The sequence below is a fragment of the Allorhizobium ampelinum S4 genome (genome assembly GCF_000016285.1).
GTDB classification, from domain to species: Bacteria; Pseudomonadota; Alphaproteobacteria; order Rhizobiales; family Rhizobiaceae; genus Allorhizobium; species Allorhizobium ampelinum.
This window is the reverse complement of record NC_011988.1, coordinates 35,664-51,180: the sequence shown is the minus strand read 5'-3', so window position 1 is coordinate 51,180 and position 15,517 is coordinate 35,664. Positions and strand designations below refer to the sequence as shown.

The 15,517-nt window shown below is 57.3% G+C and carries 12 protein-coding genes; 4 read left to right on the top strand and 8 right to left on the bottom strand.

Annotated features, from left to right (window positions below; translation table 11 throughout):
* Positions 1-36 precede the first annotated feature (36 nt).
* Together araD and AVI_RS17625 are read left to right on the top strand one after the other, a co-directional pair.
* Positions 37-1,773 carry an L-arabinonate dehydratase gene (araD, locus tag AVI_RS17630; protein ID WP_012653491.1) on the top strand — a complete coding sequence of 579 codons (1,737 nt, stop codon included), beginning with the start codon at positions 37-39 and terminating at the stop codon, positions 1,771-1,773.
* Positions 1,774-1,790: 17 nt separating this feature from the next.
* Entirely contained in the window at positions 1,791-2,516 is a 726-nt protein-coding gene (locus AVI_RS17625) for a ribonuclease activity regulator RraA (protein WP_012653490.1), read from the top strand.
* A gap of 137 nt (positions 2,517-2,653) precedes the next feature.
* Here the strand turns inward: AVI_RS17625 and AVI_RS17620 are convergent, their stop codons facing one another.
* The gene (locus tag AVI_RS17620) at positions 2,654-3,553 is read right to left on the bottom strand and encodes a helix-turn-helix transcriptional regulator (protein ID WP_012653489.1); all 900 of its coding nucleotides are present in this window, start codon (positions 3,551-3,553) and stop codon (positions 2,654-2,656) included.
* Positions 3,554-3,826: 273 nt separating this feature from the next.
* On the opposite strand from AVI_RS17620, the gene AVI_RS17615 reads away from it, so the two are divergent.
* Complete coding sequence (locus AVI_RS17615) at positions 3,827-5,299, top strand: aldehyde dehydrogenase (protein WP_041698753.1); 1,473 nt, start codon at positions 3,827-3,829, stop codon at positions 5,297-5,299.
* A gap of 79 nt (positions 5,300-5,378) precedes the next feature.
* Positions 5,379-6,827 (top strand): aldehyde dehydrogenase, encoded by a 1,449-nt coding sequence (locus AVI_RS17610; RefSeq protein WP_012653487.1) that lies wholly within the window; start codon positions 5,379-5,381, stop codon positions 6,825-6,827.
* A gap of 75 nt (positions 6,828-6,902) precedes the next feature.
* On the opposite strand, the gene AVI_RS17605 is transcribed toward AVI_RS17610, so the two are convergent.
* The 7 genes from AVI_RS17605 to AVI_RS17575 all read right to left on the bottom strand — a co-directional run bounded on the left by AVI_RS17605 (position 6,903) and on the right by AVI_RS17575 (position 14,507).
* Entirely contained in the window at positions 6,903-7,631 is a 729-nt protein-coding gene (locus tag AVI_RS17605; RefSeq protein WP_012653486.1) for a FadR/GntR family transcriptional regulator, read from the bottom strand.
* A complete protein-coding gene (gene yjfF / locus AVI_RS17600; RefSeq protein WP_012653485.1) occupies positions 7,628-8,608 on the bottom strand; it encodes a galactofuranose ABC transporter, permease protein YjfF in 981 nt (326 codons plus the stop codon). Before yjfF ends, AVI_RS17605 begins: the two co-directional genes overlap by 4 nt.
* Positions 8,605-9,645, bottom strand: a complete 1,041-nt coding sequence (locus AVI_RS17595; RefSeq protein WP_012653484.1) for an ABC transporter permease — start codon at positions 9,643-9,645, stop codon at positions 8,605-8,607. Before AVI_RS17595 ends, yjfF begins: the two co-directional genes overlap by 4 nt.
* A complete protein-coding gene (locus tag AVI_RS17590) occupies positions 9,642-11,180 on the bottom strand; it encodes a sugar ABC transporter ATP-binding protein (RefSeq protein WP_012653483.1) in 1,539 nt (512 codons plus the stop codon). Before AVI_RS17590 ends, AVI_RS17595 begins: the two co-directional genes overlap by 4 nt.
* An 83-nt stretch (positions 11,181-11,263) precedes the next feature.
* Positions 11,264-12,226 carry a galactofuranose ABC transporter, galactofuranose-binding protein YtfQ gene (ytfQ, locus tag AVI_RS17585; RefSeq protein WP_012653482.1) on the bottom strand — a complete coding sequence of 321 codons (963 nt, stop codon included), beginning with the start codon at positions 12,224-12,226 and terminating at the stop codon, positions 11,264-11,266.
* A gap of 129 nt (positions 12,227-12,355) precedes the next feature.
* Complete coding sequence (locus AVI_RS17580) at positions 12,356-13,465, bottom strand: RHE_PE00001 family protein (RefSeq protein ID WP_041698408.1); 1,110 nt, start codon at positions 13,463-13,465, stop codon at positions 12,356-12,358.
* Between the two features lie 709 nt (positions 13,466-14,174).
* Positions 14,175-14,507, bottom strand: coding sequence for a hypothetical protein (locus AVI_RS17575; protein WP_012653480.1), 333 nt, complete (start codon positions 14,505-14,507; stop codon positions 14,175-14,177).
* Between the last annotated feature and the right edge of the window lie 1,010 nt (positions 14,508-15,517).

Here is a 15,517-nt window from a genome sequence, read left to right as displayed (position 1 = left end):
CGCATTCCACTGTCGCCCCCGCAGAAGGTCAGTTCCATGACAAGCAAGAAAACGCCTGAAACGCTGCGTAGCGCCCGCTGGTTCGCCCCCGACGATCTGCGCAGTTTCGGTCACCGGTCCCGCATGATGCAGCTCGGCTACGCGGAAGAGGATTTCCGCGACAAGCCGGTGATCGGCATCCTCGACACCTGGTCCGAACTCAACACCTGTCACGCCCATTTCAAGGAGAGGGTGCAGGACGTGAAGCGCGGCGTCACCCAGGCCGGTGGCTTTCCGGTCCAGATGCCCTCGCTGTCCGTCGATGAAAGCTTCACCAAGCCAACCTCCATGCTCTACCGCAACATGCTGGCGATGGAGACGGAGGAAATGATCCGCTCGCATCCGCTCGACGGCGTGGTGCTGATGGGCGGTTGCGACAAAACCACGCCCGGTCTGGTGATGGGTGCGATCTCGGTTGGTGTGCCGATGATTTACCTGCCAGCCGGGCCGATGCTGCGCGGCAATTATGCCGGCAAGATCCTGGGTTCCGGTTCGGATGCCTGGAAATATTGGGACGAGCGGCGCGCCGGTCATATTTCAGACGCGGAATGGCTTGGTATTCAGGGCGGCATCGCCCGTTCAGCCGGCACCTGCATGACCATGGGTACGGCCTCGACCATGACGGCAATCGCCGATGCTATGGGCCTCACCCTGCCGGGTGCGTCCTCAATCCCCGCGGTCGATGCCAATCACCAGCGCATGTCGGCCTCCTGTGGCCGCCGCATCGTCGAGATGGTCTGGGAAGACCTGACACCGGACCAGATCATCACCGACGCCGCCTGCCGCAACGCCGCTATCGTCGCCATGGCCACCGGCTGTTCCACCAACGCCGTCGTTCACCTGATTGCCATGGCCCGCCGGGCCGGTGTCGATCTCACCCTCGATGACCTCGACGCGCTGGGCCGCGTCACACCGTTGATCGCCAATGTCCGCCCGTCCGGCAAGGATTACCTGATGGAGGATTTTTTCTATGCGGGCGGCCTGCGCGCCTTGATGAAACAGCTCGAAGAACGGCTTGACCTTTCAGCCATGACCGTCACCGGGAAAACCATGGGCGAAAATCTCGAGGGCGCAGAGGTTTATAACGACGACGTCATCCGGCCGCTGTCCAATCCGGTCTATCACCAAGGCTCGCTCGCCGTGTTGCGGGGTAATCTCTGCCCTACCGGCGCGGTCATCAAACCGGCGGCCTGCGATCCGAAATTTCACGTCCACCAAGGCCCGGCACTGGTGTTCGACAGCTATCCCGAGATGAAGAAAGCCATCGACGACGAACATCTCGACGTGACCCCCGATCATGTTCTGGTGTTGCGCAATGCCGGGCCGCTGGGGGGGCCGGGCTTTCCTGAATGGGGCATGCTGCCGATCCCCAAGGCGCTGATCAAACAGGGCCATCGCGACATGCTGCGGATCTCGGATGCCCGCATGTCCGGCACATCTTACGGCGCCTGCGTGCTGCATGTCTCGCCGGAAAGCTATATCGGCGGGCCGCTGGCGTTGTTGCGGACCGGCGACATCGTCCGGCTGGATCTTCCCAATCGCAGTCTGGACATGCTGGTCGATGACGCGGAACTCGCCCGCCGCAAGGCCGCATGGACGGCACCGGAACCGCATTTCCAACGCGGCTATGGCTGGATGTTCTCCCGCCATGTGACGCAGGCCGACAAGGGCTGCGATTTCGATTTCCTTGAAACCGGCTTCGGCAAATCGGCTGGTGAGCCGGATATCTATTAAGCAAAAAAGGACCTACGATGACAGACTATGTGCTGAGCGACGCGACCCGCGCCAAATACAAGAAGATCTCGACCGCATCGATTGCCACCGCGCTGTTTAAACGCGGCCTGCGCAACCAGTTCATTCAAGGCGTCGTGCCGGTGGCGCCAAAGGCCGAAACCATGGTCGGCCAGGCGTTTACGCTGCGCTATATCGTGGCGCGCGAGGACCGCAACCCGATCACCGTGTTCCGAGACCAGAAGCATCCGCAGCGTGTCGCCATGGAAATCTGCCCTCCCGGCCATGTGCTGGTGATGGATGCGCGCAAGGACGCCCGTGCCGCCACCGCAGGCTCGATCCTGATCACCCGTCTGGCGCTGCGAGGTGCAGCGGGCGTCGTTTCCGATGGCGGCTTTCGCGATGCAGACGGGATTGGTGCCCTGGACATGCCCGCCTATTACGCAAAACCATCGGCACCGACCAATCTGACGCTGCATGAAGCCATCGATATCAACGTGCCGATCTCCTGTGGCGATGTCGCGGTATTTCCTGGCGATGTGCTTGTTGGCGACCGCGATGGTGTCATGGTCATTCCCGCCCACCTGGCGGACGAATTGGCCGACGAATGCACCGATATGGAAAGCTACGAGGATTTCGTCCTTGAACAGGTCAAGGCCGGAGCGGTGATTATCGGCCTTTATCCCTGCACGAAGGACGAACATCAGCAGAAATACGAGGCTTGGCGCAAGGAACATGGGCGCTGAAGTTCCCTAGGGAAGGCGGAGCCCACTTTTCCATAAAACACATAGAACCAATATCATGTGTCGCATTTCAGCGTTTCCGTTAAACGCTGAAATGCTCTCCAGATGCAATACAAGCAAGCCGTCCAACACCGCTGAAATCAGGGCCAGTCGTGATAGTCCATATTGGTACCAAGACCGGGATTTACTGATGATTGCCGGACCATGCGCCGATAGGCTGCCGGGGAAAGACCGGTTTTCCGTTTGAAAAAATGGCTGAAATGCGCCGGATCACGAAAGCCCAGCGCTTCTGAAATGTCGCGTGCGCTACTATCGGAACGCTCCAGCCGGATACGGCCCTCCTGCGCCAGCCGCTCATGCACAAGCTCAATCGGCGCGCGGCCGAGATGTTTTCGGCATAGCGCATGCAGACGGTCGGTCGAGATCCCCAGGCGAGCGGCATAATCGGCAACGGGCCGATGATGACGATAGTCCGCCTCCACCAATTGCCGGAATTGATGCAGGATTGGTGCAGCGCCCCCGGAAGACAGCGATGCGGCTGGCCCGGGAGGCATATTGTGGCGCCAGACCCAATTGATCAGCAGCCGTAAATAGGCTGACACCACCATATGCGAAGGTTGTCCATCCCGGTTCAATTCGTCGATGAGGCCACGCATGTGCGGTTCCAGTGCGCTTGCCTGCTGCGGCAACAGTCCCGTCATGATCGTTGTCGTTGTGATGAACAGTCTAATTGGCTTGGATTCCGGATAATCGCCGATGGCATCGCCGATAATATCCATGGCCGCGCCAATGACATGGCCGCATGAGCCAGCAGAAAGGCGCAGCCTTACCAGTTCCGAAGACGGTAGCAGCAGGAGACACGGGCCTTGCAGCACGCCCGCAGTGTCACCGGCACCAAGCCTGACCGTACCCAGCCGAATGAAGACCAGATGGGTAAACCAACGATAGGGATGGTTGCCAATACCGATGATGCGTTGTGAAAGCGTCGGCTCCAGGCTCTGGCCCCAGGCTCGCCGCATCAGCGCGTATTCCTCCACCATAGAGACAGTCTCCAAATTGCGGCAATTGACCAGAAATCGACAATAACAACCCAGATATCTACATTCTTCTTTCTGTGCAAATCGTTAGAGTTGCCCGCAATACATGTCTGACGGATTTTCTCACCATGAAGAATTCCAGAAAAACAGCCTGAAACAGGCGGTTTCGGATCAATGGTGAAAACGCTGTCGGGGACACGCCTTTGGGAGGAGGCATTGCATATGGCCATGGAACGGTCCGCAACACCTGGAAATTCCAGCCTGGACTGGATGGATATGGCAAGTGGCACTCCCACGCCTTTTGCAGCCTCCCTGCTGATCGGAGGAAAGTCCGTCAACGCGCAAGGAGACAGGGTCTTTACAAGAGCCAATCCCCTGACCTCGCAAATCGTCACGGTGGCCGCCGCCGCAAGTCTTGCGGATGCCGAAAACGCAGCACTTGCTGCTGCTGCTGCCTTTCCTGGCTGGTCAGCATCGCCTTGCGCCATGCGCAAGACTATTCTGGAACAAGCAGCCATCCTGCTGATCGACGCCGCCGAGATTTTTACCCGGACAATGATGGCCGAAACGGGAGCCACCCGTGATTGGTGCCGTTTCAACATCGACTATGGAGCAAAGATCTTCCAGGACGCCGCCGCCATGGCCGTGCATGTGCCGGGATCGATTTGCCCGGATGATTTGATCGTTGGAGCGTCCTTTTCATTGCGCCAACCGGCTGGCGTCTGCCTCGCCATCTCGCCTTGGAATGCGCCAATCCTGCTTGCTGTCCGTTCGATTGCCTTGGCACTGGCCTGCGGCAATTGCGTGATCCTGAAAAGCTCGGAATTGGCGCCCGCCACGCAGCGGTTGCTGGGCGATCTGCTTCAGCAAGCCGGTCTGCCCGATGGCGTTTTGAATATCATCTCCAATGCGCCTGCCGATGCAGCGGCGATTGTCGAAACCCTGATTGCCCATCCCGTTGTTCGCCGGGTGAATTTCACCGGCTCAACGCGGGTCGGCAAGATCGTTGCGCAAATCGCCGCCCGCCATTTAAAGCGCTGCCTGCTGGAACTTGGCGGCAAAGCGCCGCTGATCGTGCTTGATGATGCAGACCTCGAACAGGCCGCCCGCGCCGCAACCTTCGGGGCGTTTTTCAATCAGGGTCAGATCTGCATGTCCACCGAGCGGATCATTCTGGTCGATGCCATCGCCGATGATTTTCTGTCGCTGTTCATCAGTAAAGCGAAAACCGTCAAGGCAGGCGACCCGGCACTTGGCCTGACACCGCTTGGTTCATTGATCTCGGTAGAGTCCGGCCGGAGAATTGCAGGCATGATCGATGATGCCGTTGCCAGGGGCGCGCATGTTCTGGCAGGCGGGCGCGTTCACGACACGTTGATGGATGCCACTGTTGTCGATCATGTCCTGCCCGGCATGCGGCTCTATCGTGAAGAAAGTTTCGGACCGGTCGTGTCGATTATTCGCGTCACAGACGCCGACGAGGCCGTGACCGCCGCCAATGATTGCGAGTACGGCTTATCCGGCGCAGTATTCAGCCGCGACCTGCACCGCGCCCTCGACGTCGCACGGCGGGTGGAAACCGGCATTCTCCATATCAACAGCGCTACCGTGGCAGACGATCCGCTCATGCCGTTTGGAGGCGTCAAGGCCTCCGGCTATGGCCGGTTCGGCGGCGTGGCGGCACTGGACGAATTTACCGAATTGCGGTGGGTGAGCCTTGCCTCAGGCCCGGCAGATTATCCGATCTGAACGCACAACTCCCGCATAATGCAGCAACCGAACCAACAAAGACTGCGACAGGGGTCGCATATAAGTGGAGGAAGAAGACATGCACGAAATCCAGCAAATCATTGGTGGCAAGAAAGTCGGAGCCTTGTCGGGCAAGACCTTCGACCGGATCGATCCATTCAATGGCGAGATTGCTTCCCGCGCCCCGGCCTCGAGCCTGGACGATGTCAAGGCAGCAGTTGCCGCAGCCCAGGCGGCCTTTCCCGCCTGGTCGCGCACCGGCCCCGGCGAAAGGCGGGCGCTGCTGCTGAAAGCCGCCGACATCATGGCCTCGAAGGCGGCAGACTTCACCGCGCTGATGATCACGGAGACGGGTGCAACCGGTCCCTGGGCCGGCTTCAACACCATGCTTGCCGCTGGCGTATTGCGGGAAGCCGCCAGCATGACCAGCCAGATCCAGGGCGAAGTCATCCCCTCCGACAAGCCCGGTACATTGTCCATGGCGGTGCGCCAGGCAGCAGGCGTCTGCCTTGGCATTGCGCCCTGGAACGCACCAATCATTTTGGGCACACGCGCCATTGCCATGGCAATTGCCTGCGGCAACAGCGTCATCCTGAAGGCATCCGAAGCCTGCCCCGGCGTTCACGTCCTGATCGGCCAGGTGCTGGTCGAAGCTGGCCTGCCGGATGGCGTCATCAATGTCATCACCAATGCGCCTGAAGATGCTGCCCAGGTGGTGGAGGCGCTGGTCAGCGCACCGGAAGTTCGCCGCGTCAATTTCACCGGTTCCACCAAGGTCGGACGCATTATCGGCGAATTGTGCGGTCGCCACCTGAAGCCCGCCCTGCTTGAACTCGGCGGAAAAGCACCCTTTCTGGTGCTCGAAGATGCCGATATCGACGCTGCCGTCAATGCGGCGGTGTTTGGCTGCTACATGAACATGGGCCAGATCTGCATGTCCACGGAGCGGTTGATTGTCCACGAAAAGGTCGCCGACGAATTCGTGGCAAAGCTGGCCGCCCGGGCAGCCTCGCTTCCCGCTGGCGATCCGCGCGGCCATGTCGTGCTGGGCTCGCTGGTTAATCCTCAGGCCGCCATCAAAATGCAGGAATTCATCGACGATGCCGTCGGCAAGGGCGCAACCCTCGCGGCTGGCGGCAAGGTCACGGGCAGCGTGGTGGAAGCGACGCTTCTCGACCATGTCACATCAGGAATGCGCAGTTTCGATGAGGAAAGCTTCGGCCCGGTCAAGCCGGTCATCCGGGTCAAGGACGAGGAAGAGGCCATCCGCATCGCCAATGACAGCGAATACGGCCTGTCCTCGGCGATTTTCAGCCGCGATATCCAACGCGCCCTGGCGATTGCGGCCCGTATCGAAGCCGGCATTTGCCATATCAACGGCCCGACCGTTGCCGATGAGGCGCAAATGCCGTTTGGCGGTGTGAAAAGCTCCGGTTTCGGTCGGTTCGGCGGCAAGGCGGCGATCAACGAATTCACCGACCTGCGCTGGATCACCATCGAAGATCCGAACCAGCACTATCCGTTCTGATCTGTTGGGTTGAATGACAAGATGGCATGCATTGTCAAAAATGCATGCCATCACACCCGCCTTGGAGCAAATAGATTACGACATTCGTGCGTGGTCCTGCTCGATGGTGCCAATCATCGCTGCCGCTGCCTCTTCGGCAAGACCGCGCTCAATGGCGGTGACGAGCACGCGGTGGCTTTGCAACACGGCTGTGAGCTCGCAAACCTTGCCGTCGCGCACGGCGGGCAAATAAGCGAGCGCATGGGACAGTTCGATCACGCCCTGCAATGCCCGCAGGAACGGATTGCTGGATGCCTCAGCGATGATCCTGTGCAGCTCGAAATCGGCCAGGCTGAAGCTTTGCGGCTCATCCAGGGCAAGCTCCATCTGCCTCAGCCAGTAATGCATCAGACGGATCTGGTCACCGGTATGATCGCGGGCAGCATCACCAGCCGCCAGCGGCTCCAGAGAACGCCGTACCTCGCCAAGCCCGCGCAAAAACTCGTCATCCGGCTGGGTTTCGAGACACCAGGCCAAGACCTGGCGATCATAGAGGTTCCAGCGACTTTTCTTGGCAACCTTGGTGCCAACCTTGGGTCGGGCTTCCACCAGGCCCTTGGCCTCCAACGTTTTCAAAGCCTCTCGTAGCACAGTGCGCGAGACGCTGAATTCATCCATCAGAGCAGCATCATTGGGCAGGATGGAGCCAACGGCAAAGCGCCCGGAAATGACGCCCGCTCCGATTTCGTTGATGACGTGAGAGTGGAAATTGCGCGCCGTGATCCGCCCGGAAAGGGAGCGAAGCAGGCTGCCTGGTTCAATCATGCAGACGCCTTTTTCGTCCTCGTCCGTCCACTTCCGGCATGAAATACCAGCTTCTGCAAGAGAATGAACATAAACAGCAAAGCACCGATGGCAATCTTCGTCCACCAACTGGAAAGCGTGCCTTCAAAAACAATATAGGTTTGCACCAGCCCTTGCAGCATGACGCCAATCAAGGTGCCGAAGATGAAACCATATCCTCCAGTCAGCAATGTGCCGCCTATCACTACCGCCGCGATGGCGTCAAGCTCTATGCCAACCGCAGCGAGAGGATAACCTGCCGAGGTATAAAGCGAATAGACGATGCCGGCCAGACCGGACAGGAAGGCGGAAAGCGCATAGATGCCAATCGTCACCGGCCCGGTGGGCACCCCCATCAGCGCTGCCGAAACCGGATTGCCGCCGATAGCATAGACGTAAGAGCCGAACCGGGTGCGGTGGGCGATTAAGCCGCAGACCAGAAACGCCGCCAGCATCAACAAACCGATGGCGCTCAACCGGCCTCCGCCCGGCAGGCGAAAATAGGCCTGCGAAATCGCACGGTAGATCGGATGATCGATAGGGATGCTGTCCTGGGTCAAAACCGAGGCGATGCCCCGTGCCAGAAACATCCCCGCCAGGGTGACGATAAAGGGCGGCACCTTCAGGAAATGGATAACCGCCCCCATCACCGCGCCGAAACAGGCCGAAAGTACCAGCACCAGCGGAAAGACCACAATCGGATCGAGCCCCACATGGCTGATCAGCAGAGCGGTGATAACGCCTGTCAAGCCAATGACGGCACCGACGGACAGATCGATGCCGCCCGACAGGATGACAAAGGTCGCCCCAACAGCAGCAATGCCCAGAAATGCATTATCCGTCAGAAAATTACCCAGGACACGGGTTGAAAACATGCCGGGATAGCTGATGACACAGAGGGTATAGGCAACGATGAAAATCAGGGTCGTGGCAGCAAGGGGCCGATAGCGCGGGTTCATCCTGTTTTCTCCGGAGCCTGGATTTTAACCTGAGTGTTTTTGGGCAAGACGGCTGGCCGGTGTTTCCAAAAACTGACCAGCTCGCTGACGCGGTCCGATTGCAGAACCAGAATGATGATGATCACGCTGGCCTTGACGATGAGATTGAATTCCGGCGGCAGGCCGGACACCAGAATACCGGTATTCATCGCCTGGATGATCACTGCGCCCAAAACCGACATCGGAATGGAAAATCGGCCGCCCAAAAGCGACGTGCCCCCGATAACGACCGCAAGAATGGCATCCAGTTCCAGCCACAGCCCGGCATTATTGGCATCGGCGCCGCGAATATCGGCAGCGGCGATGGTGCCGGCGATACCCGCGCAGAGACCGCCAAACGCATAAACCGCAAGAATCAGCGCGCGGCTACGAAGACCTGTGTAATTCGCTGCCGAAAGATTGGTGCCAATCGCCTCGATGAACAGTCCAATGGCGGTGCGGCGCATGAAGGTATGGGCGGACAGCATCAGCACCAGGGCAATCACCACCGGCATCGGGAAACCAAGCAGTGATCCTGTTCCCACGAAAACAAGAGCCGGATCGCTGAAGGTGACAATCGACCCGGATGTGACCAATTGCGCCAGCCCCCTGCCCGCCACCATCAGCACCAGCGTCGCCACAAAAGGCTGAATACCGAGATAGGCAACCAGCAGGCCGTTCCAGATGCCGCAGGCGAGCGCCACGGCAAGCGCTGCTGCCAAGGTCACCACCAAGGGCTGGCCTGCGACGGCGCAGGTGGCGGCAACGGCGCCCGCCACCGCCATGACCGCGCCGACGGAAAGATCGACACCGCGTGTTGCAATGATGGCTGTCATGCCGATGGCGAGAATGGCAACCGGTGCGCCACGATTGAGCACATCGATCAGGCTGCCGAACAACCGGCCATCGCGCCAGGCGATATCGAAGAAACCGGGAAACACCATCCAGTTCAACAGCAGGACGGCGATGAGCGCTGCAAATTGCGGCTTCAAGAAAGACGACATGGAGCGAATTTTCATGAGAATGCGCCTTCGGACTGGGCAGGCGTGTTGGATTGGGCGGCAATTGTCTGAACGATAACGTCAGGGGCAATATCAGCGCCGTGCAGTTCGGCCACCATGGCCCGGTCCCGCATGACGACGATCCGTGATGAATAGCTCACGACTTCGTCCAGTTCTGACGAAATGACGATCAGCGCCAGGCCATCCTCGCGCAGGCGGCTGATCATTCGGACAATTTCCGCATGGGCTCCGACATCGATACCGCGGGTCGGCTCATCAAGGATCAGGAAGCGAGGATCGGTTGCCAGCCAGCGCGCCAGAATAGCCTTTTGTTGGTTGCCGCCAGACAGAAGCTTGATCGGCAATTCGGCAGACGCGGTGCGAATGTCCAGCGCCTCGATGAATTGCCCGGCGATTTCCATCTGCTCGTCATAGCTCAGCGTGCGCAACCAGCCGAGCTTGGCCTGCATGGCGATGATAATGTTTTCCCGAACCGAGAGATCCCCGAAAATACCGTCAGCCTTGCGATCCTCCGGGCAGAAGCCAAACCCCAGATCGATAGCCTGACGCGGCGAGCGGATCTTGAACGACGCTCCATTCAAGGTAAGTTCGCCCTTGTCGGCGGAGTCGATGCCAAACATCAGCCGGGCCATTTCCGTGCGCCCGGACCCGAGCAATCCGGCCACGCCGATTACCTCACCCTTGTGAATGGTAAGCGTGAAGGGCTGCACCTTGCCGTCAAGCCCGTAGCCGGTAAATTGCATGAGGCTTTCGCCAACCTCCGCCTCAATCCCGGCGACGGCATCGTGATGCAGGGACAAGTCCTTGCCCAGCATCATCCTGACCAGGGTCGTCCGGTTGAGGGTGTCGATCGGTTGGCTGCCGACCAGCTTTCCGTTTCGCAATACGGTGGCGTGGTCGCATAGCTCGAATACCTGATCCAGGAAATGGGTGATGAAGACGATGGCAAGCCCCCTCGCCTTCAGACCTCGGACAATTTCGAAGAGCTTCAACACTTCGGAACGGTCGAGACTAGCCGTCGGCTCATCCAGGATCAGCACCTTGCCGGAAAGTTCGACGGCCCGGGCGATGGCAATGATCTGCTGTACCGCGACGGAAAAGGTCGCCAATTCGGCGCGAACGTCGATATCCAATCCGTAGCCGGAAAGAATGCGGCGCGCTTCACGCTCCATGGTGCGATGATCGACCAGGCCGAAACGACGCGGCTGGCGACCAATGAATAGATTATCGGCCACCGTCATATTCGTCAGGAGATTGACCTCCTGATAGACGGTACCGATGCCGGCTGCCTGGGCTTGCTGTGGGGTGGAAAAACTCATGGGCGCGCCATCGACAAGAACGGTCCCGGCATCAGGCGTATAAGCTCCGGTCAGGATCTTGATCAGTGTCGATTTGCCCGCGCCATTTTCGCCCAGCAATGCATGGACTTCACCCGGGCGGAAGGCAATATCGATAGTGTGCAAGGCGACATGGGCGCCGAATGTCTTGGTAATGGCCGTCGCGGCCAGCACCGCCTGTTGGCTGATCGTCATCGTTTCACCCGGCTATGCCTGTCGATAAAAGGGCAATCCGCGCCCGGCGCATATCTGCAACCGGACGCGGTCTGGTTTGGATATCAGTAGCCCAAGCCCTTGCGGCGTTCATATTCGCCCTTCGGATCATCCGAGGGAGTGTAGAGCTTGGACTCGGTGATGATGAATTTTTCCGGCTGCTTGCCGTCCTTCAGATACGCAGCAAGAACATCAAATGCCGGACCGGCCATGTTCGGGGTCAGTTCGACGGAAGCATTGGCCTCACCGGCCACCATGGCCTGGAAGATATCCGGAACGCCATCAATGGAGACGACTTTGATATCCTTGCCCGGCTTCAGACCGGCATCCTTGATCGCCTGGATACCACCGACTGCCATGTCGTCATTATGCGCATACATGGCGCAAATGTCCTTGCCGCCATTTTCCGCCTTCAGGAAACCTTCCATCACTTCCTTGCCCTTGGCGCGGGTGAAATCGCCAGTCTGGCTGCGGATGATTGAGATATTGGAATGCCCCTTGATCGCCTCTTCAAAGCCCTTCTTGCGGTTGATGGCCGGTGTGGAGCCAACGGTGCCTTGAAGTTCGACGACCTTGCAGGGCTTGTCGCCGACTGACTTCACCAGCCAATCGCCGGCAACCTTGCCCTCCTTGACCTGATCGGAGGCGACGGATGTCAGATAGAGATCCTTCGGTGCATCAATACCGCGGTCCAGCAGGATCACCGGGATCTTGGCTTCCTTGGCTTCGCTCAGCACGTCTTCCCAACCCGTCGCAACAACCGGTGCGATGAGAATGGCATCGACGCCCTGGGCAATAAAGCCACGGATAGCCTTGATCTGGTTTTCCTGCTTCTGCTGCGCATCGGCAAATTTCAAGGTGATCTTGCGCTTTTCGGCTTCCATCTTGGTAACCGATGTTTCCGCCGCGCGCCAACCGGATTCCGAACCGATCTGCGAGAAACCAACCGTCAGATTGGCCGCGACAGCTGACGAGCAGGCAAGCGCGGTCATGCTCACGCTGAGCGCGAGTTTGCAAAGCTTATTCATGGATGTCCTCCCAAAAAAACGTCACCTCCATGACGTCTGCTTAAATTCATAAGCAGAAATATGAGAGCTGTAAAGCTGATTAGTAGTATTATATATGCTGCATTGCAGCATATGCTTTCCACTGCACAATTACAGAATACCCCAGGCACGGTAGCGCCCTCGTCCGGTCAATTCTCGCAGCGGCAATTGCCGGATCAGGCCAAGCGCTCCTTGCGGCGTAATCTCCAGATACTTGGCGACAAGGCCCGCCGATACGAGCGGACGCGACAAGACGAGATCAATCAGGTCGGGTAGCTTTGACGAACCGCGCTTGCCAATAGTCCGCCGCTCCAGATTGCCCCGGGCCAATATCAGCCGGTCATGTTCCTTCAAGCCCAATTGCGCGCCTTTTTCGAATGCCTCAAGAATGGCGATCAGACGCTGGGTGCGGTTGGGAGATTGGCGCTGTTCACGCGGTACAGCCCGCAATCCGATCGATAGTGCCGGAAGATGAAATTTCGCCACTCCGGCTTTTTGCAGATAGGCTGCCGCCAAAAGACGGCCAAGCCAGGGACTATGCTCACTGACCTCCTGGCTCTGCCAGGCATCAAGCAGGCAGGCTGCGGCAAGCACTGGAGGAAGCGCCTGAACGTCGCCTAGCAGGGTCTGCCACTCTGCAAGCCGCGCCTCTTCATTCCAGTCCGGATCATATACCACAGCTTGCGGATCTTCCGCACGCGGTCGCAACCGCATCTTGCCGACATCGTCGAGTACGGTTTCACTTCGCTTCAAAACCGCATCGAAGCGATCCAATTCTGCCTCAAAGGCATCGTCGACGCTGCCTTCGGCAGCAGGTTCCTCAGGCTCGGATATGGCCTGCGGCATAGGCAGCGTCATCTCCTGCGAAAGCCAATTGCCACGACCGCGTAGTCGCAGCAAACCCAACGCGCTGAACGCCCAGGAAGGCTCATGCTGAACAAGCTCTCGACGGCTTCGCAAAATTAGATGGGCAATGGTCAGTTCGTGGGTGGGCGTGCGCGTGTCCATTCGGGCATCATGAAAGACCAAATCTTCCATATGAACCAATTCTCCATCCACCCATAAGGAGGCAATGGCATCGGCATAATGCAGCCGTTCACGCAATCCGCTTCCGACATCTGAACGAGCAGTGCGCTCATCCAGACGCACAAGTGCTTCACCTGCCGCTGCGAGCGGCAGAACAAGCTTTTGCCAGGGCAATGAGTCGATCACGTAACGCATTGAATTTACGTTACACGAATGAGACAATGAAAAGGAAGGGGGCTTTAGCTTTCGTCAGTGATATTACCAAAATCTACGAAAATTAGCGTCCTAACGTTTTATAAGACTATTATGCCACGGTTGGCACCGGATGGAAAGCCCATTTTCGCTTTTCACCAGGCAATGGCGAAAAACATATGCCTACGCCTTTTCATGTAGGTTACGGCAAAGGTAGAAAAAATCCTACCTTTCCGTAATAGATTTAACCTCATGGGAACGAGCAAAAACGTAGAACCTTGAGTGATGCAGCATGTTGTTTATATCGCGCCGCGAACATGATCCACTTTTAAGGTATCAATTATCCGCGCACTGGAAGCCTATGAATGGCATTGGGGGATTCTGGTCCCTTGGGGTTAAAATGAACCCTCCGTCACAGCTGCAGAATGATTTTATAGCACCCTACCCTGATTGGCTCCTGTTGCCGGTACTACGGCAGCAAGATCTTAGATGCCATGATAAGGGACGAAGAAAATCGATCACGCGGGTACAGGTCAGCTATCAGTTATAAGAGTGAATAAGGGCTTCTTCGCAGACCGAATGCGCTTACAGCATGATGCGGTTTTCACACGCATCATCCTGTTGCATCTTGAATCACGTGGAACTGGAAGCGGATTGTAATGATATGGCTTGAGATGGCTGGGCCCAAGCGGATTCTTTCGGCGAATCTGGATTACTCTTTAGTCCCGAGATTTTCATCGTCCTGTGAAAAAAGCGATCCAATCATCACGTTTTGCTCGTCGTCATTCTCCGTTGACGACGGACCCGTGACTTTCCTTTCGGCAGCCTCAAGAAGGTTCGCCTGACTTTGGCGCAAATCGAGATGACGGAGAATATCTGCGGCATAGACCGGATTGCTGCGAGGATCATAAAACGCGGCGACCGACACACCCATCTCTCGCCGCTGGGTTTCCAGACGAACCCGTAAGGCACGCGCTGCATCACGCACTTCGAAAAATTGCCGCATAATATCGGCCAGTTGGTCTTCATGATCGAAACGAGCCATGGACCCACTCCTGTTTTTTTATTGGAGCAGTGCGCTGACACGATTCGCATGGCAAAGTCGAGGCAGACCTTAAAAAACTAGGGATGTTTTATCGTGGAGGGCAGGGGCATCTTGTTGGATGCGTAAAAGCCAATTGCTTCTGCTCAGAAGAAAACCGCGCGTACGCACTACATTTCGCGCTTGGCTGAGTTATGCACTGGCAGGAGTAAAGAAGTGGTGAATTTTGTGTGCGCTCACCATTTTTTAGTTTGTGCACGCACCCAGGCCATACACCCAAAACGATGCGGAACGCTTAGAGTGAATGGCGGCTTTTGACGTTGCATCTTTTCGAATAGAACTCTCCAAGAGCACCCTCTTCTTTACAGCGTCGAAGCCCGCTTACTGACGTTACAGCAGACAGAAAGTCACTGTTGACAGCTGTCAACGCAACGCATTTTCTGACGTTGACAGCTGTCAACAGCGCAAGAAACGCCTCCTTAAAATGCGCCTTCCACAAAACAAAAATCGACTGACCTTCTCTGATTTTCAGACGATCGAAATCTCAGCTCGGGTCAATAGAAACACGCCGAATACGCGAGTCCTTAGCTGCACATTTGAGTACGCGAACCATTAAGCCACGGGATCAAGCATCCGCATAAAAGCCTGCTTAAAAGGAACCGTTCAACTCAATGAATTTAGACACCCAGCGAGCAAACGAGCAAGAACCAGACAATTTAAAGGCTGCAAAATCACAGGCACCCAACAATAATATTCCAATGCATGCCCAACAAGACCTCGGGGAAGGGCAGGGCAGTGGGGAACCCATCCGTTACGCCGCATCCAATAAACCGACAACAAGATCGAAACATCTCACGCATTAAACACAAACGTCATCGTGAAAAGTACGTTAAAGCCGCTATGATAAAAACCAGGTCGCTGAGTTCGACCCCAAACGATTAAGACGACAATAATCAAGAGAGGCACGACCCATGCCTATTTAGATTATCGCTGACCACCAAAAAATGCCCACC